Annotated in this window: 17 protein-coding genes and 1 tRNA gene; 5 read left to right on the top strand and 13 right to left on the bottom strand. The window is 54.7% G+C overall.

From position 1 onward, the window contains the following. Positions 1-140: 140 nt before the first annotated feature. The 7 genes from ACFE7X_RS22890 to ACFE7X_RS22860 form a co-directional block, all read right to left on the bottom strand. Positions 141-668 carry a hypothetical protein gene (locus ACFE7X_RS22890; protein WP_375438009.1) on the bottom strand — a complete coding sequence of 176 codons (528 nt, stop codon included), beginning with the start codon at positions 666-668 and terminating at the stop codon, positions 141-143. Positions 669-680: 12 nt separating this feature from the next. Next, positions 681-1,838: a zinc-dependent alcohol dehydrogenase gene (locus tag ACFE7X_RS22885; RefSeq protein WP_375438008.1), complete on the bottom strand. Its 1,158-nt coding sequence runs from the start codon at positions 1,836-1,838 to the stop codon at positions 681-683. 422 nt (positions 1,839-2,260) lie between these two features. Further along, a complete protein-coding gene (locus ACFE7X_RS22880; protein ID WP_375438007.1) occupies positions 2,261-2,785 on the bottom strand; it encodes a hypothetical protein in 525 nt (174 codons plus the stop codon). Between the two features lie 45 nt (positions 2,786-2,830). Continuing rightward, the gene (locus tag ACFE7X_RS22875) at positions 2,831-4,621 is read right to left on the bottom strand and encodes an ABC transporter ATP-binding protein (RefSeq protein WP_375438006.1); all 1,791 of its coding nucleotides are present in this window, start codon (positions 4,619-4,621) and stop codon (positions 2,831-2,833) included. A 164-nt stretch (positions 4,622-4,785) separates the two neighbouring features. Then, complete coding sequence (gene truA, locus ACFE7X_RS22870; RefSeq protein ID WP_375438005.1) at positions 4,786-5,577, bottom strand: tRNA pseudouridine(38-40) synthase TruA; 792 nt, start codon at positions 5,575-5,577, stop codon at positions 4,786-4,788. A gap of 75 nt (positions 5,578-5,652) precedes the next feature. After that, positions 5,653-6,198: a GNAT family N-acetyltransferase gene (locus tag ACFE7X_RS22865; RefSeq protein WP_375438004.1), complete on the bottom strand. Its 546-nt coding sequence runs from the start codon at positions 6,196-6,198 to the stop codon at positions 5,653-5,655. 99 nt (positions 6,199-6,297) lie between these two features. Then, a complete protein-coding gene (locus ACFE7X_RS22860; protein WP_375438003.1) occupies positions 6,298-7,500 on the bottom strand; it encodes a thiolase family protein in 1,203 nt (400 codons plus the stop codon). A gap of 90 nt (positions 7,501-7,590) precedes the next feature. Here ACFE7X_RS22860 and ACFE7X_RS22855 point away from each other — a divergent pair, with 90 nt between their 5' ends. Beyond that, on the top strand, positions 7,591-8,067 hold the full coding sequence (locus ACFE7X_RS22855; RefSeq protein WP_375438002.1) for a DUF4293 domain-containing protein: 477 nt from the start codon (positions 7,591-7,593) through the stop codon (positions 8,065-8,067). Between the two features lie 82 nt (positions 8,068-8,149). Here the strand turns inward: ACFE7X_RS22855 and ACFE7X_RS22850 are convergent, their stop codons facing one another. From ACFE7X_RS22850 to ACFE7X_RS22830, 5 genes are all read right to left on the bottom strand, one after another. Further along, complete coding sequence (locus ACFE7X_RS22850; RefSeq protein ID WP_375438001.1) at positions 8,150-9,028, bottom strand: DUF4476 domain-containing protein; 879 nt, start codon at positions 9,026-9,028, stop codon at positions 8,150-8,152. 230 nt (positions 9,029-9,258) lie between these two features. Next, positions 9,259-11,187 carry an OmpA family protein gene (locus ACFE7X_RS22845; protein ID WP_375438000.1) on the bottom strand — a complete coding sequence of 643 codons (1,929 nt, stop codon included), beginning with the start codon at positions 11,185-11,187 and terminating at the stop codon, positions 9,259-9,261. Between the two features lie 109 nt (positions 11,188-11,296). Next, positions 11,297-11,782 (bottom strand): hypothetical protein, encoded by a 486-nt coding sequence (locus tag ACFE7X_RS22840; RefSeq protein ID WP_375437999.1) that lies wholly within the window; start codon positions 11,780-11,782, stop codon positions 11,297-11,299. A gap of 196 nt (positions 11,783-11,978) precedes the next feature. Further along, a complete protein-coding gene (locus ACFE7X_RS22835) occupies positions 11,979-12,839 on the bottom strand; it encodes a (Fe-S)-binding protein (protein ID WP_375437998.1) in 861 nt (286 codons plus the stop codon). Between the two features lie 129 nt (positions 12,840-12,968). Then, positions 12,969-14,369: a 4Fe-4S dicluster domain-containing protein gene (locus tag ACFE7X_RS22830; RefSeq protein WP_375437997.1), complete on the bottom strand. Its 1,401-nt coding sequence runs from the start codon at positions 14,367-14,369 to the stop codon at positions 12,969-12,971. Positions 14,370-14,537: 168 nt separating this feature from the next. On the opposite strand from ACFE7X_RS22830, the gene ACFE7X_RS22825 reads away from it, so the two are divergent. The 3 genes from ACFE7X_RS22825 (at position 14,538) to ACFE7X_RS22815 (ending at position 16,057) form a co-directional block, all read left to right on the top strand. Beyond that, positions 14,538-14,610 (top strand) — tRNA-Phe (locus ACFE7X_RS22825). A gap of 286 nt (positions 14,611-14,896) precedes the next feature. Beyond that, a complete protein-coding gene (locus ACFE7X_RS22820; RefSeq protein WP_375437996.1) occupies positions 14,897-15,142 on the top strand; it encodes a hypothetical protein in 246 nt (81 codons plus the stop codon). 381 nt (positions 15,143-15,523) lie between these two features. Then, a complete protein-coding gene (locus tag ACFE7X_RS22815) occupies positions 15,524-16,057 on the top strand; it encodes a YfiT family bacillithiol transferase (RefSeq protein WP_375437995.1) in 534 nt (177 codons plus the stop codon). Positions 16,058-16,319: 262 nt separating this feature from the next. Here the strand turns inward: ACFE7X_RS22815 and ACFE7X_RS22810 are convergent, their stop codons facing one another. Further along, complete coding sequence (locus tag ACFE7X_RS22810; protein WP_375437994.1) at positions 16,320-16,550, bottom strand: hypothetical protein; 231 nt, start codon at positions 16,548-16,550, stop codon at positions 16,320-16,322. Positions 16,551-17,138: 588 nt separating this feature from the next. Here ACFE7X_RS22810 and ACFE7X_RS22805 point away from each other — a divergent pair. Further along, entirely contained in the window at positions 17,139-17,807 is a 669-nt protein-coding gene (locus ACFE7X_RS22805) for an ABC transporter ATP-binding protein (RefSeq protein ID WP_375437993.1), read from the top strand. The last annotated feature ends 154 nt before the right edge of the window (positions 17,808-17,961 follow it).

Below are 17,961 nucleotides of genomic sequence, written 5' to 3'. Positions count from 1 at the left end.
TAGCGCGCGTCGTTCGGGACGACGAGGCCGTAGGTTCGAATCCTGCCACCCCGACGCCAACGTTTCTAAAAGCAAAAAGACCACTGAACATGCGTTCAGTGGTCTTTTTGCTTTTAGCAAGGCTAAAATCTGTTCTCTCCTTATCTGTAGTAGCCGCGGCGCTTTGGCTTGTACGACTTTTTATTGCCAGAGCTCAGCAGCAGTATCGTGCCGGCCGTTAGGGCGACGATAGTGGCCATCTTGGTAACGAAGGCCGTCCGATTGTGCTTCCACTCCACAGCATAGCCTTTCTCGGCGAAAATGTTGGGCACCTTGCCATGGGCAAAGTCTTCGACAATGCCTTCCACCACGTTCACCCGGTCGGCTAGCAACAGAGGCAACCAGTGGCCGTAGTGCGATTCGCTGTACTTGAAAGCAAACCGCCGGATCATGCCACTCAACCCAACCGGAGGCGACGACTCGCCGAAAACGGCTGATACCGTGGGGCGCTCAATGGACTTCAATACTTCAACGTCAACAGGTTGAAGGGAAGCCGGGCGGTGCTTGCTATCAAGATCCTGCGACACGTTCATGCGGGGCTCCCGCATCGGGTACGTAGGGTCGTTTTCAGGGTTTGCGTCAATTCCCCAACCGGGTAACTTCTGCGGGTCTTTCAAGGTATTTTCCATCGGTAGTCGGCGTTAGATGTTGGCAGAAGGGAAAACTAGCACAGGCTTGATGCAGTTGTCGAGCTTAGCCGAAAACATGCGGTAGCCATCGGCAACTTCTTCTAGCGGAATCCGGTGCGTAATCAGCGCCTTCGGATTGATAACCCCATTCTGCACGTGCTCAATCAAGCGTGGCAGCAGGCGCTTTACTGAAGCTTGGTTGCCTCTGATTGTCAGTCCCTTGTTCAACACGTTGCCCATTGGCACGAGGTTGTCGGTTGGGCCGTATACCCCCACGATAGATACCACGCCGCCTTTCTTCACGGAATTAACAGCCCAATGAAGCGCCGTAGCCGAACCAGCCTGCAACAGCAGCTTACGGCCCGTGATGGTTTGCATGGCGTTGCCAGCCGCCTCGGCACCTACAGCGTCAATCACACAGTCGGCACCCATCCAATCGGTGATTTTCTTGATGAACACCACCGGATCATCCATGTCTTTCTCGAAGTTGTAGGCTTCGCAGTTAGCGTAGTCGCGGGCGAACTCTAAGCGGTAGTCTTCCTTATCGATAATGATAACGCGACCAGCCCCAAACAACCAGCAACAGCGTGCCGCCATAATGCCTACCGGACCTGCCCCGAACACTACTACTGTATCACCAGGCTGAATACCAGCCATTTCGGCGGCTTGGTAGCCGGTGGGTACTACATCGGTCAGCAGCACGGCGTCATCGGGGTCCATGCCTTCCGGAATGATTGTGGGGCCCACGTTGGCGTAGGGCACCCGGGCGTACTCGGCCTGACCACCGTTGTAGCCGCCCGCCGTGTGGGAGTAGCCAAAGATGCCGCCCACGGCGCTAGCCTGCGTGTTCGACTCGTGGCAGTTGCCAAACATGCCTTGCTTGCAGAAGTGGCACTCACCGCAGGCCACGTTGAATGGCACCAGCACATGGTCACCGACCTTGATCTTCGTTACATCGGGCCCTACTTCTTCTACAATGCCAGTGAATTCGTGGCCAAAAGTCATACCGACGCGGGTATCCGGCACGTTGCCATTGTATAAGTGCAGGTCGGAGCCACAGATACAGGAGCGCGTGACCCGGACAATAGCATCCTGCGGATGCTTGATTTCAGGCATCGGTTTTTGCGTGGCACGAACCCTTTTCGGGCCCCGATAGTCCATTGCTAGCATAGGAGTTTGGTTTTGGAGGTGGAGGTGAGGCGGTGACAGTTCAAGACTTTTCGAGGATGGTTACAAATCATCCTACCCCGAAATGCGCTTTTTACAAAGCTGTTAAGCTGTACTTACCGTGGCATTTAAGGTTCTTACAACGAGCACAAACGCCCGGAATTACGCGTTAATACGGATAGGAATTGCGGGCTTACTAGTATAAGTACTGATATGATAGTAGCTTGAATATAGTTTCTACCTTGGAAGCAGAGCGCAAGCAAAGGCCCAACCAAATACAGCTTTCGGTTGGGCCTTTGCTCGGCTAGTATGGAGTGAAGCTTGGGGCTTCTAGCTTACAGTTTGCGGCGGTTTGCCCCTCTGCTTTGTGAGATACGTAAACCCACAACTTAGCACGTTAGCGGAGGGGGCGAGTTGCTTTACGCTTACTTCACCACCGCCCATACTTCTACGGGACCAGTGTTCGGGAACCGCTCCAGATACACGTTCTGCAACGCTAGACCATTTTGCTTGGCTTGGTCTTTCACGCCGGAATAGAGTTTGTCGGGGGCTACGAGGTAGCTGGCTTCGATGGTAGCGTGCAGCACCCGCTGCCCGGCCGGAAACACCCGGTACTGGTACCCCGCTGGCAGTTGCTGCGACACGGTATCGTCTACCACAAGACCAACGAATACCTTGGCCGTTTCGCCGGAGAAAGTTGGATTATTGTAGAAGATGTTGCCAAAGGTACCGCGCAACTTACCCGAAGTGCGGATTTCGTACGCCTTACGGGTTAAGTCGCCGAAGGCTTCGCTGTTGCCGGGCCCCTCGAAATAGCTACCGGCCAGGAATATGGGTTGCGTTGTGGTTTCCAGCTTCACTTCCGCTTGCTTGAAACCGCCTAACACATAATACGCCACTCCAACCGCGACAATAAGGAAGAGAGAGAGGATTAAAAAAACGCGGTTCATTTAGTTAGCTTAAAATTGAAGCAGGAACTGTGTGCGGATGGAAGCTTAGCTTTCATCTTTGACTACCCCGAGCACGTCGCGGTATTGCATCTGATAAAGCTGAGCGTAGTAGCCACTTTGGCGCAGCAGTTCCTCGTGGCGGCCCGACTCTTTGATTTCGCCCCGATCCATGACGATGATGCGGTCGGCTTTTTGGATGGTGCTCAGCCGATGGGCAATAACCAACGCGGTGCGGCCCTGCATCAGCTTTTCGATGGCGGCTTGAATCAGTTCCTCGGTCTCGGAATCAACCGACGACGTAGCTTCGTCGAGCACGATAACGGCGGGTTGATACACCATGGCCCGCACGAAGCTGATTAGCTGCCGCTGCCCCACCGAGAGCGTGGCGCCGCGCTCCATCACGGGGTAGTTGAGGGAGCCGGGCAAACGCTCGATAAAGCGGCGGGCGCCCACCAAATCGGCAGCTTCCCAGATTTGCTCGTCGGTTATGTCTTTGCTGCCCAGCGTAATATTGTCGCGGATGGTGCCCGCAAACAGAAACACATCTTGCAACACGACGCCAATGCGCCGACGCAGGGCACTCAGGTCATACTCCTTCAAATCATGGCCGTCCACGCGAATGTGGCCGCGGTTGATATCGTAGAAGCGGCTAAGCAAGTTGATGATACTGGTTTTGCCGGCGCCGGTGGCACCTACAAAGGCCACCGTTTGGCCGGGCTCCACTTTAAAGCTGATGTCGCGCAGTACCCATTCCTCGTCGTTGTAGGCAAACCAGACTTTATCGAATTCCACTTCGCCGCGGAGCGTGGCCGGGGCCAAAGTGCCGTTGTTGGGAATATAGTCCTGGCTGTCGAGCAGCTTCAGCAAACGCTCGGTGCTCACGAGGCCCAGTTGCAAGGTGTTGAACCGGTCGGCAATCTGGCGGATCGGACGGAAGAACAAGGCGTTGTACATAATGAAGGCAATAAGGGCGCCCTTCGATATGGTGCCCTCAATCTGCCCCTGCGCCGCGTACCACACCAGCAACCCGACGCCCACGGCACCCAATACTTCGGCTACTGGAAAGTAGATGGAATAGTAAAGCACCGACCGGATATTGGCGCGGGTATGCTCTTGGTTGAGGGCCTCGAACTTGCGGTATTCGCGCTGCTCGTTGTTGAAAATCTGCACCACGTTCATGCCCGTTAGGTGCTCTTGCACGAAGGCGTTGAGGTTAGCCACGGCCGTGCGCACCTCCTGAAACGACTTCTTCACTTTCTCCTTGAACACATAGGTGCTGAAGAGCAGCGGCGGAATCACCGACAAGCTCACCAAGGTTAGGCGCCAGTCGATGTAGAACATGAAAGCCATGATGAACACCAGTTGCAGAATGTCGCCGAGCATAGCCGCTAGTCCTTCGCTGAACACATCCGATAAGGTTTCTACATCAGAAATGTTGCGGGTTGTAAGCACGCCGATGGGCGTCCGGTCGAAGAACTTTAACCGCAGATTCAGAATGTGCTTGTACAAGTCAACCCGAATATCGCGCACAATGTATTGCCCGAGCCAGCCGCCGAAATACGTTTGCAGATAACTCACAAACGCGTGCGCTACGAGCAGCACCAGCAGCAGGGCAAACATCTTGTTCAGCCCCAGCCAGTCGCCGTCTTCAATGGTTACATCGACCATGCGCTGGATCAGGAACGGCCGCAACGTGCCGAGTACAGCGGCGGCTACCGTTAGAAATACCAGTAAGTAGAAGATGCGCTTGTAGGGCCGCACATACACCAGGAGCCGGCGCAGCACCTGCCAGTCGAAGATGTTGCCGGATTTGGTAGCGGGAGTAGTTGGGTCCAAAGTAGATGGGATTTGAGAAGCTGTAACCAGCGGCAAGGACACGAAGTTGCAGACCTTATTTAGTGGCGCGTCCTGCTTTGCTTGGCGTCCGCCTGCCGAAGCATGATAAGTAGGGTAGCCACATTAGCACGTTAAGCACACTGGTATCTCAGCGGTATATGCTCTTAGCGTCCCACAAAGTACGGCAAACCAGGGGGCATAAGTTCTGTTAGCACCACATCAAGCATGTACTCCACACGGCTCAGGTACAAGCCCTGGGCCGGCGCGGCGCCACTGGCATCTACCCGGCTTTGGGCGTGAAGAATTTGCTTGAATTGCGCCGGTGAAATTTTGCCGCGGCCCACGGTCAGGAGCGTACCCACTACCAGCCGGACCATGCCTCTCACGAATCGATTGGCCCGAATCCGAAATACCAAGCCGCCGGGCATCACGTGCCAGCGAGCCTCATACACCACGCAGACATAATGGTTTTCACCGCCCTTCACCTTCGAGAAAGCCGTGAAGTCGCGCGAGCCAAGCAGAAAAGCGGCTGCCTCATTCATGGCCGCCACATCCGGGGCCCGGTCGAGGTAGAGCACCCGACCAACGCTGAAGGGGTCGGGCACGAGGCGCACATAGTACTCGTAGGTGCGGGCATCGGCGGAAAAGCGGGCGTGCGCCTGGTCGGGCACCGGATGCACGGCGTAGGCGGCAATATCAGGGGGAAACGCGCGGTTGAGGCGATAAAGAACCGTATCCAGGTCCAGAGTATCCGGTAAATCGGCCTCGAAGTGCGCTACTTGATGGCTGGCATGCACGCCCGTATCGGTGCGGCCACTGCCCAACGAATACACCGGCTGCCGCAACACCTGCGACAAGCAACGGTCCAGTTCCTGCTGCACCGTGAGGGTGTTGGGCTGCACCTGCCAGCCGTGGTAGCGGGTACCGTCGTAGGCGAGGTGAAGAAAGTAGCGCATGCTGGAATGAATAAAGAGTTGAGGCTCTACGTATTGGGGTTGCCTCTTGGTACCGATTGCTTCACTCGCAATCTTTCACTCTTCCTTGATTTTTGCGTAGAGTAGAGAATTGAGGATTCCCTTGTCCTTTACTACGCTTTTGCGCATGAGAGCTTCCAACTCAAATCCCGCCTTTTCCAATACCCGCGCCGAGGCCGGGTTAGACTCGAACACCACCGCGTAGAGCCGGCACACATCGAAGTGCGCGAAAACGTAGTTTGACACCAGTTGTACGGCGGCCGTGGCTAGTCCGCGGCCCCAGTACGGCTGCCCCAACCAATACCCGATTTCGGCAGAGCGGCGGCGCACATCGGTTTTGAAATGCACCCCAATGCTACCGACGGCGTTGCCATCTGCCTCAATAGCCAAGTGTAGGTCGCGCTGCTGGTCGGCCATCAGGCAAAGGTAGAACTCGGCATCCTGCTTGGTGTAAGGATGGGGAAACGTGTCGCGCAGATTTTGCGCTATGCGCTGATTGTTAGCGTACTCCACCAAAGCCGGCGCATCTGCAAAAGACCATGGCCGCAGCCGTGCCTGCCATTGCGGCAGCTCCAACGTGGGCGAGAGAAGCGGATCAAGCATGAGTTCTTTTCTCGTTGTTGGCTTTCCGTTGTTCGTTGATGGCCCCCATGCAACTGCATTCTGAGGCCGAAAAACGAAAAGCCAACAACGAAAAACTAATCATACCTTCTCGTAAATAGCGGCGGCACCTTGCCCTACTCCCACGCACATCGTCACGAGGCCGTAGCGCACATCTTGGCGGCGCTGCATTTCGTGTAATAGCGTGGCCGTGAGACGCGAACCACTGGTTCCGAGTGGGTGGCCAATGGCAATAGCGCCGCCGTTCACGTTCACAATCTCGGGGTTCAGTTCTAGGTCGCGAATGCAGGCAATGCTTTGCGCCGCAAATGCCTCGTTCAACTCAATCAGCCCGATGTCGTTCAGAGTCAGGCCGGCCCGTTGCAACACCTTACGAGTGGCAGGTACCGGTCCGAGGCCCATGTAGGCCGGATCGACGCCCGCTACTGCCGAGGCAACTACCCGGGCCATTGGCTTCAGATTGTAGCGCTTCACGGCTTCTTCACTAACCACCATGACAGCGGCAGCACCATCATTGATGCCCGCCGAATTACCAGCGGTTACCGTGCCATCAATGGGTTGAAAGGCCGGCTTCAGCGAACCCAATTTTTCTATAGTGCTTAGCCGAGGCGGCTCGTCGGTGTCGAACAGGGCAGCATCCCCTTTCGGAATGGCCACAAACACTGGTACTATCTCCTTACGGAAACGGCCCTTTTCGGCGGCCCGATGGTACCGACGCTGCGACTCGAAGGCAAACTCGTCTTGCTCTAGGCGGCTGATGCCGTACTTGCGGGCCACGTTTTCGGCGGTTTCGCCCATGGCGTACGGGTGGTGGAGCTTGCTTAGTTTAGGATTGGTGAAGCGCCAGCCCAACGTGGTATCGTGGGCCGTCAGCTCGCGCCCGAAAGCCGTTTCCGACTTAGCCATCACGAAGGGCGCCCGGGTCATGCTTTCGGCGCCGCCGGCCAAGTACACGTCGCCTTCCCCCGCCTTGATGGCGCGTGAAGCATCCATGATACTTTGCAGGCCGGAGGCGCACAGCCGGTTTACCGTTACGCCGGGCACCGTGACGGGCAACCCGGCCAACAAGGCCGCCATGCGGGCTACGTTGCGGTTGTCTTCGCCGGCTTGGTTGGCGGCTCCCATTATTACGTCTTCAATAGCCGCTTTATCTACGGTTGGATTGCGGCGCAGCAACTCGCGCAGGACGTGCGCGGCCAAATCATCGGGGCGGACGCTACTCAGCGCACCCCCAAATTTGCCGATCGGGGTGCGGACGGCGTCAACTATATAAGCAGTGGGCATTGTCTAGTTAGAATGCAGTTATTCCAGTCGTTGTTGGCTATTTTTGCCGGCCTACCCGCACAGGGTGGCGCAAACAGTCAAAACACAAAGATGATACAAAGAATCCAAAGCGTATTCCTGCTGCTGTTGGCACTCAGCATGATTGCCGTACTTTTCCTTCCTATCTGGCACAAGGCCGACCCTATTACGGGCCAGGAATTAGTACTGACGGCTACCCGCCTAACCTACAACAAGCCCGGCGCTGGTTTGCCAGCACCAGCCAACGTGTGGCTTATTGCCGCGTTTGCCGTGGCTTCGGCCGCCGTGGCCCTATTCGAGATTTTCCAATTCCGCAACCGTTTCCTGCAACTCAAACTGGGCATGCTGAACCTGCTGCTAGTTTTGTGCACTATCGGAGCGGGCTTTTATTTCTCGAACCTCGGCGAGCAAATGCTGAACATCAAGATGCTCGGCACTTACCAGGCAGGCTTCTATCTTCCCACCCTGGCCTTGCTGCTGAACCTGCTGGCCAACCGCTTTATCCGCCGCGACGAGCAACTAGTACGTAGCATGGACCGTCTGCGGTAAATTGCCGTTTCAACTTCTCCTTAACACACAAAAAAGGCTTCCGTTCGCACGGAAGCCTTTTTTATTGCTGCTGGCTCGCTGGTTAGTATTGCTGTTGCTGCTGCGCCAGAAATTCTTGCAGCTTGCTAGCCGAAGACGAGAACGTAAAGGCTTCATTGAGGCGGTATAAGTTCTGGCGGTCGGTCACGCGGCTCGACCCGTATTTGGCTAGTTCCAGTTTCGAATCCTCGAAGCTCAACTCCTTCATCAACCGGGTTAAATCTTCGGCTCGGATAGAGCTTTCGCTGAGTGCCTGCTGGGCCATCGGCATCCGGTCTTTGTCGAACGATTGCCGATGCAAGGCATTTAGCAGGCCATTCACATCTTGCGGGCTCATAGTACGGTTGTAGCTCGCGCTGCTGCCCGCATACTCGCCGCCGTTGTTGCCATTCGAGTAGTCCCCACTGCTGTTGCCGTTATTGTTGTAACCACCGTTGCTATACCCGCCGTTGCCGGGATTCGCAGGAGGCTGGTTGCCGTAGTCGTCTTGATCGTAATCGTCGTTTTGGTTTTGATAGCCGCCTTGGCGGCCGCGGGGTCCACCGTTGGGGTATCCTCCGTAGCCGGGGCCATAGCCGCCGCGCATGGGTACTGCCGCCACTTTGCGCAGTTCGGGGGCAAACCCTGGGCGGGTTAGCAGAACATAACTGGTTTCCAAACCGGGGTCGAGGAAGACGCGGGTGCGGTAGTTGATAGAGCGGCCATATCCGGCCGGAATTGCAAATTCCACCCAGTGCACCCCCGGAGCAATCCGGTCGATGTGCACCTGGCGAGCCCCGCCCCGAGTTAGGGCCCGGCCATCAAACCGCAGGTTGAAAGGCGCGCCGCGCTCGGAGGTGAAGTTCACGTTGGCCGGAGCGGCCCGCAGTTGCGCCGCAGTCAGTAGAAGCAGACTTAGGCAAAAAAATAGCGCCTTTTTCATGGCAGTAGTACGTTGCACGAAAGCAATCCATTTGCCCTCGCATTTGCTTTAAATTCAAGGATTGTGCCACTTCCTTGAATGGGTTGTTGCCTCTATTTTCTGTGGTTATTGAGCGTATGCTTGGTGCCGAAACTTGCTCCTGAATTCAGCGCTACCTTGTCTAGCATAACTGAAAAAAGCCCTCGCAACCCATAAGGTGCGGGGGCTTTTCAAAGCGTGCTTGAACTTGCCTACTCGGCAATTCTGGTCACTTTGAATTCAGTGCGACGGTTGCGTTGAAATTCGTCTTCCGTCTTCGCATTCCTGAGCACCGGCTGCGTTTCGCCGTAGCCTTTGGCCGTGATACGGCTTTTGTCGACGCCCTTGGAGATAATGTAATCGACAGCCGACTGCGCCCGCTTCTGCGACAAGGCTTGGTTGTAGGCGTCCTTACCGCGCGAGTCGGTGTGCGAGCTTAGCTCGATGGTGATTTTGGGGTTATCGTTCAAGGTTGAGACCAGCTTATCGAGCTCGGCGGCGGCATCTGACCGGATATCCGCTTTGTCGTAATCATAGAAGATGTTGTCGACCACGATGGCCCTGTTCTTCACAATCCTAGTTAGCGTCAGCGTTACGGGCACCCTAATGTCGTTCACCTCGTTTGGCAGCTGATCTTGCGCGGGCTTGCGGCCAATTGTACTAAGCGAGTTGCGAGCTGCGAAATAACCCGGCCGGTCGGCAATCAATGAATAGTCGGCGGCCGCGGAATCGAGCTTCATGGTGAATTTACCGTCGGCAGCGGTAGTTACCTCCTGCAACTTCTGGCCGTTTTTAGCGAACAAGGTCACTGTTTCGCCGCTTACGGGCAGGGTTTCGCCGGTTTTGTCGTTGCGCTCCACCAGCGTACCATCCGCAAAGAAAGTAACGAGTTTGAGCGGCTTCTTACGGAACATGTAAAGGTCGTCGGACCCCTTACCACCTGCGCGGTTCGACGAGAAAACCCCTACGTTTTTACCCGTGAAATAGGGAGCAAAGTCATCACCTGAGCTATTGACGGGAGTACCCAGATTGACCACTTTCCCCTTATCAACAATGAATATATCGAGCTTGCCGAGGCCGGGCTGTCCATCTGAGGAGAAGTACAACGTATTGTCGGGGGCCACGGCTGGGAAGTTGTCGTTGCCCGGCGTATTGATTTGGTCGCCAAGGTTCTCGGCGGGCGAGAAACGGCCATTCGGCCCGAGCGTCGCTTTGTAAAGGTCGTTGCCCCCCAAGCCACCGCGGCGGCTGGAAGTGAAGTAGAGCGTTTGGCCGTCGGGGGCAAAAGCCGGAGCGAAATCGTCGGTGGTGCGGTCGTTGATGTTGGCGAGCACCGGCTCCGACCAAGCGCCATTCTTAAAATACGAAATCCATAAATCCACACTCAGCAGACCTTTCTTCGTGCCATCATTGGAGCGGGCGAAGACCATGACTTTGCCGTCGGGGGTATAGGTGGCGCTGGCTTCGTGCTTGTTCTCGGTGTTGAAAAGGGGGTCTAGCTTGCGCACCGTGCCACCGGTCATTTTATCGGCATCGTCGAACTTGACGGCATACAGGTCGTTGAAATTCTCACCATTGCCGAGGTACTTCTTGCCTTCGCGGCCGGAGGCAAAGACCAGCTCTTTGGTATCAGGGATAAGAGTGGAGCCAAACTCGGCCGCAGGAGTGTTCACCTGGTCGAGGGCCATTACCTCGTTGTTGGTGCGCATAGCCACGATGGTGGTAGCCATCTTGGCGTTTCTCGACTCTATTTCGGCTAATGGGGCTAGTTTCCGGCCGGCGCTGTTCTGTCCGTACGCATCAAACTGGGCAGCGGCTTCCTCGAACTTTCCGTTGGCTTTCAGGGCCTGACCGTAGTAAAACACCACATCAGGCGCTTTCACCTTGCCGTCGATGGCGGCTTTGTAGTAACTCTCGGCTTGCTCTACCCGGTTGGAAAGTCGGTAGGACTCCCCGATGCGGTAATTGTTTACCGGCGCGTTCTTACCACGCGTGATATCCGTCTTATAAAGCTGTATTGCCGTTTCGTACTCGCCACGGGCAAAGCGTTTGTCCGCTTTGCTTAGGTTGTCCGTAGTTGCGCAACCGCCCAGCAGAGCGGCGGAGCTGGCTGTAGCGCAAACTAGTAGAAATTTCCTCATTGGGAGTGAAGGATGGAAGTGAAAACGAGCCATAATGAAAGGAGGCTTCCTAAGCCTAATAATACTAAGTTTAGAAAGGATAATAGCCGTAAAGCAAATTTTTCCTTGCTTAGTTGAAGTACCGGGAAAGCCACGTTTGGTTGGCTGCCGCCGGGAAAGACTTTTGCAATTCTGCTTTTCGAGCCACCGTAGCATCGAAATAAGGCGTACTCGACAGGAGCCGGCCTTCCGCCACGGCTACTTTCAACTCACGCCGGTCGAGCAACTGCACTTGTCCATTCACCAAAAAAGCCATTCGCGACTTTTCCAGTAACGATACGCCCAAGGCTTCTTCTACGCCGCGCACAAACCGCACAGAGGCATCAATTGAACAGCCACTGGCATCTGCTACGGCCTCGTCAAGCCCAATAATGAGAAACTGCTGATGAACAATTTCAGCTGAAGCCTGTAAGCTGCGGCCGTGGCTGGTCCATTCGTCGGCGAAGTGGCGCAGAGCGGGCTGCACCGCCGCCACTTCGGCAGCAGTCAGCGGCCGGTCGGCCTGGTAGATCCAAATGCGGGCCGATTCGGGTAAGTCACTGAAAGGAACGTACATGGTAGGGAGGTCGGTAGCCAGGTGGCATGACGTTCTTATTAAACGACAAACTTCACTGATTTATTTTCTATAAAAGAACAACCCCGCCGGTAAGTTCCAGCGGGGTTGCCTGATTTTAATCTAGTACGGGGCGGCGCGTTGTTGGTATACAAGTAGCCTTGCTTGGCTGGTAATACTGAAAGCTTTCAATAAGTTATTATGCGTTCAAGCCTTCAGCAGAAGCCACCAACTCGGCTAAGTCGAAGACTTGGACGTTGCTTTCCCGCTCCTTATTCTTCACACCATCGCTCATCATGGTCATGCAGAACGGGCAACCCACGGCAATAATGCTGCCTTGGCCGTTCGCTTTGGGAGCAGGCGTAGCGCCAGCATTGCCGCTCTCCACGCCATAAAGGTTGTCCAAGGCCGCGGCATTGCCATCGAGGGTGGCGAGTGCCTCCTCGGTGCGCTCGATGTTGACGTCTTTCTTGCCGGGCTCCGGCTCTTTCCACATTTGAGCACCGCCAGCGCCGCAGCAGAGGCCGTTGGCTTTGCTGCGCTTCATTTCCACCAGATCGGCGTCCAGCGCTTCGAGCACAGCCCGGGGCGCCTCATAGATGTTGTTGGCGCGGCCGAGGTAGCAGGAATCGTGGAACGTGATGCGGCGGCCTTTGTACGACTCGCCGCCTTCCACCTTCACGCGGCCCTCGTTGATGAGTTGCTGCAAGAAAGTGCTGTGGTGAATCACTTCGTACTCACCACCTAAGGCGGGGTACTCGTTTTTGATGGTGTTGAAGCAGTGCGGACAGGCCGTTACCACTTTTTTGATGCCGTAGCCGTTGAGCGTGGTGATGTTCTGCATGGCTTGCATCTGAAACAGGAACTCGTTGCCGGCCCGTTTGGCTGGGTCGCCGGTGCAGGATTCTTCCATACCTAGCACCGCGTACTTCACTCCTACGTGCTCCAGAATACGCACAAAGGCGCGGGTTACGCGCTTGTATCGGTCGTCGAAAGCCCCGGCACAGCCCACCCAAAACAGAATTTCGGGCGTTTCGCCTTGGGCAGCGAGGTCGGCCATGAGAGGGACACTTATTTGTCGTTTGGCAGTTAGCTCAGCCATTATAATGAGTGGGAATAAGTAGTCGTTGTGATACGAACTTCCGTGCCAGTACCAAACACTTTGCAAGTACTGGCACAACGTTCAGAGTTAGGCAGTTACAGCTTCCTTTTCCGCCACATACAGGTCGTCGGCCCAGTTGAAACGGTCGGAAGGCGAGAAGGCCCAGGGGGCACCGTTGTTCTCGATGTTGCTGAACATCACGTTCAAGGAATTAGGCGCCGCCGACTCTTCCAGTACCAGAAAGCGGCGCATTTCCACAATGCTTTCCAGCGGGTTGATGTTCACGGGGCAGGCTTCTACACAAGCGTTACAGGTGGTACAGGCCCACAGTTCTTCGGGCGTTACGTAGCCGCGCAGCAGCGTGTGGTTTTCTTTGTCGAGCACTTCCTGCGAGTCGTGCTTGGCTTCCTGCCCATAAAGGTTGGGGCTGAAAATCAACGGTGAGTTGTATTTCTCTTCCATCCGGTCGCGCGTATCCATGATGATTTTGCGCGGGGAGAGCAGCTTACCGGTGATGTTGGCCGGGCATACCGAGGTGCAACGGCCGCACTCGGTGCAGGAATAGGCGTTCAGCAAGTTGGTCCAAGCCAAGTCGTTTACGTCCTTGGCGCCGAAGGGCGTAGGCGCGAGGGCCGAGCCATCGGGGGCAGTGGCGGGAGCCGGCACCTCGTAACTAGGGTCCATCATGGCTTTCACCTCGTGGGTGATGCTTTCCACGTTCGAGAATTGGCCTTGTGGTACCAACCGTGAGTAGTACACGTTTGGAAAGGTTATAATGATGTGGAAGTGTTTGGAGCTCGGCAGGTAGTTCAGGAAGCACAAGATACCGACGATGTGCGCCCACCAGCCCACACGTTCCAACACATGCAGCGCCGCTTCGTTGCTCGGAAATAACCCAACCAGCAAACTACTGATAGGGAATGTGCCCGGCATCTCGGCGCCACGCAGCTGGTGCAGCTTCAGGTCGGCCGTATTCATGGTGAACAAGGCGGCCATCAATATCACCTCGATATACAGAATGATGTTAGCATCGAGCCGGGGCCACATGCGCAACTCAGGACCCTGAAAGCGGCGCACGGGCGGCTTGCGGTTGCGGCGCCACCAGAACGCGGCCACCGCAACGATAACTAGCGCGCCGAGCACTTCGTTGGTGGCCATGAGTACATCGTAGACGGGACCGAGGAATTGTAAAAAGCGGTGGGTGCCAAAGATGCCGTCCACCATGATTTCAATCACCTCGACGTTGATTACCAGAAACCCTACGTACACAATCAGGTGCAGGAAGGCTGGCGTGAGGCGCTTGAACATTTTGGACTGACCGAAAGCAACCAGCAGCGTTTTGTTGAGCCGCTCGCTTACATTGCCGCTCATGTCCCGGTCGCGCCCCATTAGGATGTTGGCGCGGATTTTCCGGGCCTGCCACGCGAACAGGCCGAAGCCTGCTATGGCGACCAGCAGGAAGAGGAGGTTCTGAATGGAGAAATGCACAGGAAGAAGAATTGGGTTGGAATTCAGGTGGAAATATACTCGTTATGCATAACAATTTACGGCTTTTCCATCGGAAAGATTTTTTTATGATAAGTGTTGGTGGTTGATTTTGGTTTACTACTTTTGTGCTCCCCAACGGCTAAAACGCTTTCGGGGGCACCAAGAGCTGGTAATGTAGCTCAGTTGGTAGAGCACAGCACTGAAAATGCTGGTGTCGTTGGTTCGATTCCAACCATTACCACGAAAACCCTGCCTCTAACCCAGAGGTGGGGTTTTTGCTTTTCCGGCTACGCCACTCATACGCCTAATCAACACTTCAGCTTGCGTATTAATTGCAGTACTCAACTGATTACCAACAACCCTGGAGACTTAGCCCGCGTTTGTTTATCTTCAATCACCATTCGTACTAACCCAACGTGAAGTATGTAGTAGTGGCAATCTTAGGCGGCGGTCTGCTGCTACTGGCCTCACGTTTGGTGAGAGACGTAGACGCCTTAACGCAACAACCTCAAACTTCTCCTACTCCCATGAACGACTCTTCCACCAACGACAATTCGCAGCAAGACACCGATATGCAGGCCAGCGCTTCCGAGCAGTCGGCGGCGCCCACCACCGAGCAATCGACCGAGACTAATCCGCTTAAGCGGTATCAGGATCTAGTGAATTCGCCCGCAACTCCGGATGGGCACAAGGTAGTGGCAGCCGTAGCGGCCGCCAGCACTGTGACGGTAGCAGCCGTAGCGAACTGGATAATGAAAGCCACCAAGAAATAGCGCATCACAAGAACTGCCAATACAAAACCGGCGGTTTTTGGTGGCGTGGTCGGCACCGAAGAAAAATAACTTGATAAGCACGGTCGCATTTGCGGCTGGTTTCAACCAAGTTATTTTTCTTCGGTGTTTTTCGTTTTAGCCAACAGTGAATCAATACCTTCTACTAAGCCCGAAGAGCTGGCAGTGGTGGCTAGCAATTGAACAGTTGCATAGCCATCTTCACCTAAACCAGACTGCACTTATCTAGCAACGGCTGAGTTTTTGAATTGCATATACGTAGTGCCGACATTCAAACGGCATCACTGTCTTCTCGTTGCTTCTGGTTCTGAGGCGTTGGCAGCTTGATAGTTAACTTCAGCGGTTATTCTATGTTCGCGAGCTATGGAACACAACCTTGCCGATTTGCAGTATCCCATTGGACGACCGACACTGCCCGAAGCGCCCCTGCCCCCCGCTGAGCGTACCACTTATATCGAGCAACTTGCGGCGCTGCCTGTCCAACTGACGGCTGCGGCTCGCAAAGCCGGTGGCGTACGGCTGGAAAACGCTTACCGCCCCGGCGGCTGGACGGGCCGGCAGGTGCTGCACCACGTAGCCGATGTACACCTGAATTTCTACCTGCGCTACCGTCTAGCTCTTACCGAAGACCACCCCACCATCCGACCGTTCGATATGAACGCTTGGGCTACCCTCCCCGATGTTGATGCCACGCCCGTCACGGTATCGTTGGCACTGCTGGAGGCGCTGCACTCGCGCTGGGTTACGCTGCTCTGGCACCTCACCGAGCAGCAGTGGCAACGCACCTTTTATCATCCCACCTACCAGCAAACTTACACCCTCGACCAAGCCTTAGTGCAATACAGCTGGCATGGCCGCCACCACTTGGCGCATATCAAGCTGCTGAGTGGCGAGTAATATATCTACAACATTCCTCGGCTTCCGCTCCGACCATTAGCTCATATTTTCTAGTTCACTGAAACCTCTAGTTTGTTCCAGAGTTGCGCAGGTTGTTATAGCTAACTAATAGAGGAGCAAAAACATCAACACTACTAAGGAGCAATACCGGACGGTGGAACGGTTAGCAGCTCAGCCATTGTGCAAGAGGTAAAGGCTGCTCGTATAGAGAAGAGCTGGAATGCAAAGCAAGTGCACCAACTCAGTTAATGTAAACCAGAAATCATTTTGCCTGGTGCTCATCTAGTTGCCGCTCCAGTTCTTCGTTGCGACGCCGGAGCCGCCGGGAGTAGCTGCTATAGGACAGAAGGCCTAGGAGAAGACCGGCAGTCAGTATACTTTGCGCATCGTCCAAGTTGATGACGTGTGGCAGGCGCAGCGCCAGGCTGCTAAGCACCAATACTAAGGAGCAAATCCGCAATATCTTTTCTGTTAGATTCATGCTGTTGTTCATGGTGCAAATGTAAAGCGGTTCGAGTCCTGGCTTTGTTTGCAAGGCTTTCAAGAAGTAGCGGACTGGTGTCGTGCTTTATGCCCAGTGGTGGCGCGTATCCGAATCTAAGTGGCTCCTTACAAAGTAATCAAGATCCGAGTCGATAACTCTGGTTGTGCAACCGGGGGCTTTGCTTTACACCAAGCCGAGAAAGCAGAGAAGATTAGAGTTGTTTTACCGGCTGCTCACGGTCGTCGTCCGCGCCGGAAGAGCGTGTTGCAACTGGAATCCTGTTGATTGAACTATCCTACTGGGCTGTGTCGATGAAGGCTGTAAGCAGTTGATTTTTAGGTCACAATTCGTCAATTGAGTATTTAAATAATTTGCTTACATGCACACAGCTTAATATTTTAAGTGTCTTCTAAAGCATTAGGCAACCATTATCAAAGGAGGGGCATCTATTCGAGCGTCGCCACCAGATACAAACGACGTAAATGGTTCGTTTTAAAAATATATTGCTTTGCAGTTGGATTTAAAAACGCTGACCACCTACTTTGTATTGCCTACTACCTTGCAAAACACACAGAGTAAAATAGCTCGCCGCCGTTTATGATTGAGTTGCAGAATATTCGGAAAAGCTATGAAGTTGGCACAACCCGGCTAGAGGTGCTCAAGGGTATAGATTTGCATATCCGGGAAGGTGAGTTAGTGAGTATCATGGGCTCGTCGGGGTCGGGTAAGAGCACGTTGCTCAACATCTTAGGCATTCTTGATGACTTCGACCAGGGCGACTACATTTTGGCAGGCACCCGCATCGACCGAAACTTATCGCAGACCCGGGCCGCTCACTACCGCAATAAGTTTTTAGGGTTTGTGTTTCAATCGTTTAACCTGCTGAGCTTCAAAAACGCGCTGGAAAATGTGGCGCTACCACTTTACTACCAGAAAGTAAGCCGTCGCGAACGAAACCGCATGGCCCTGGAATACCTCGACCGGGTAGGCCTCGCCGACCGCGCCGACCACTTACCCAGCGAGCTATCGGGCGGGCAGAAGCAGCGAGTAGCCATTGCCCGCGCGCTTATTAGCCAACCCAAACTGATTCTGGCCGACGAGCCGACGGGCGCCCTCGACACGCAAACCACTCAGGAGGTGATGGACATCTTCAAACAGGTGCACCGCGAGGGAATGACCGTGATTATCGTGACCCACGAAAACGACATTGCCGCCCAGACCCAGCGCATGATTCGGGTGCGCGACGGCCTAATCGTTGACAACTGACATTTAACATTTACCAATTAACAGTTAACAATTGACATTCAGCAGCCAACCCACCTGCGCTATGAACTTCACTGCTCGCTAACCAAGGCCTTGTTAACTGCTGAACGTCAGTTGTTAATTGATAAATGCTAAATGTTAAATGTTAGACATAGAT

It is taken from the genome of uncultured Hymenobacter sp. (genome assembly GCF_964242765.1).
GTDB lineage: Bacteria > Bacteroidota > Bacteroidia > Cytophagales > Hymenobacteraceae > Hymenobacter.
Note: the sequence above shows the minus strand (reverse complement) of the source record. Positions and strands in the feature narration are given on the sequence as shown.

Excerpts from the sequence above, each read along its gene's own strand:
- ACFE7X_RS22880 (WP_375438007.1), bottom strand. The coding sequence starts at position 2,785 with ATGAACCGCGTTTTTTTAATCCTCTCTCTCTTCCTTATTGTCGCGGTT.
- ACFE7X_RS22805 (WP_375437993.1), top strand. The coding sequence starts at position 17,139 with ATGATTGAGTTGCAGAATATTCGGAAAAGCTATGAAGTTGGCACAACC.
- ACFE7X_RS22845 (WP_375438000.1), bottom strand. The coding sequence starts at position 11,187 with ATGAGGAAATTTCTACTAGTTTGCGCTACAGCCAGCTCCGCCGCTCTG.
- ACFE7X_RS22840 (WP_375437999.1), bottom strand. The coding sequence starts at position 11,782 with ATGTACGTTCCTTTCAGTGACTTACCCGAATCGGCCCGCATTTGGATC.
- truA (WP_375438005.1), bottom strand. The coding sequence starts at position 5,577 with ATGCGCTACTTTCTTCACCTCGCCTACGACGGTACCCGCTACCACGGC.
- ACFE7X_RS22865 (WP_375438004.1), bottom strand. The coding sequence starts at position 6,198 with ATGCTTGATCCGCTTCTCTCGCCCACGTTGGAGCTGCCGCAATGGCAG.
- ACFE7X_RS22855 (WP_375438002.1), top strand. The coding sequence starts at position 7,591 with ATGATACAAAGAATCCAAAGCGTATTCCTGCTGCTGTTGGCACTCAGC.
- ACFE7X_RS22860 (WP_375438003.1), bottom strand. The coding sequence starts at position 7,500 with ATGCCCACTGCTTATATAGTTGACGCCGTCCGCACCCCGATCGGCAAA.
- ACFE7X_RS22885 (WP_375438008.1), bottom strand. The coding sequence starts at position 1,838 with ATGCTAGCAATGGACTATCGGGGCCCGAAAAGGGTTCGTGCCACGCAA.
- ACFE7X_RS22850 (WP_375438001.1), bottom strand. The coding sequence starts at position 9,028 with ATGAAAAAGGCGCTATTTTTTTGCCTAAGTCTGCTTCTACTGACTGCG.
- ACFE7X_RS22815 (WP_375437995.1), top strand. The coding sequence starts at position 15,524 with ATGGAACACAACCTTGCCGATTTGCAGTATCCCATTGGACGACCGACA.
- ACFE7X_RS22835 (WP_375437998.1), bottom strand. The coding sequence starts at position 12,839 with ATGGCCGACCTCGCTGCCCAAGGCGAAACGCCCGAAATTCTGTTTTGG.
- ACFE7X_RS22810 (WP_375437994.1), bottom strand. The coding sequence starts at position 16,550 with ATGAACAACAGCATGAATCTAACAGAAAAGATATTGCGGATTTGCTCC.
- ACFE7X_RS22890 (WP_375438009.1), bottom strand. The coding sequence starts at position 668 with ATGGAAAATACCTTGAAAGACCCGCAGAAGTTACCCGGTTGGGGAATT.
- ACFE7X_RS22820 (WP_375437996.1), top strand. The coding sequence starts at position 14,897 with ATGAACGACTCTTCCACCAACGACAATTCGCAGCAAGACACCGATATG.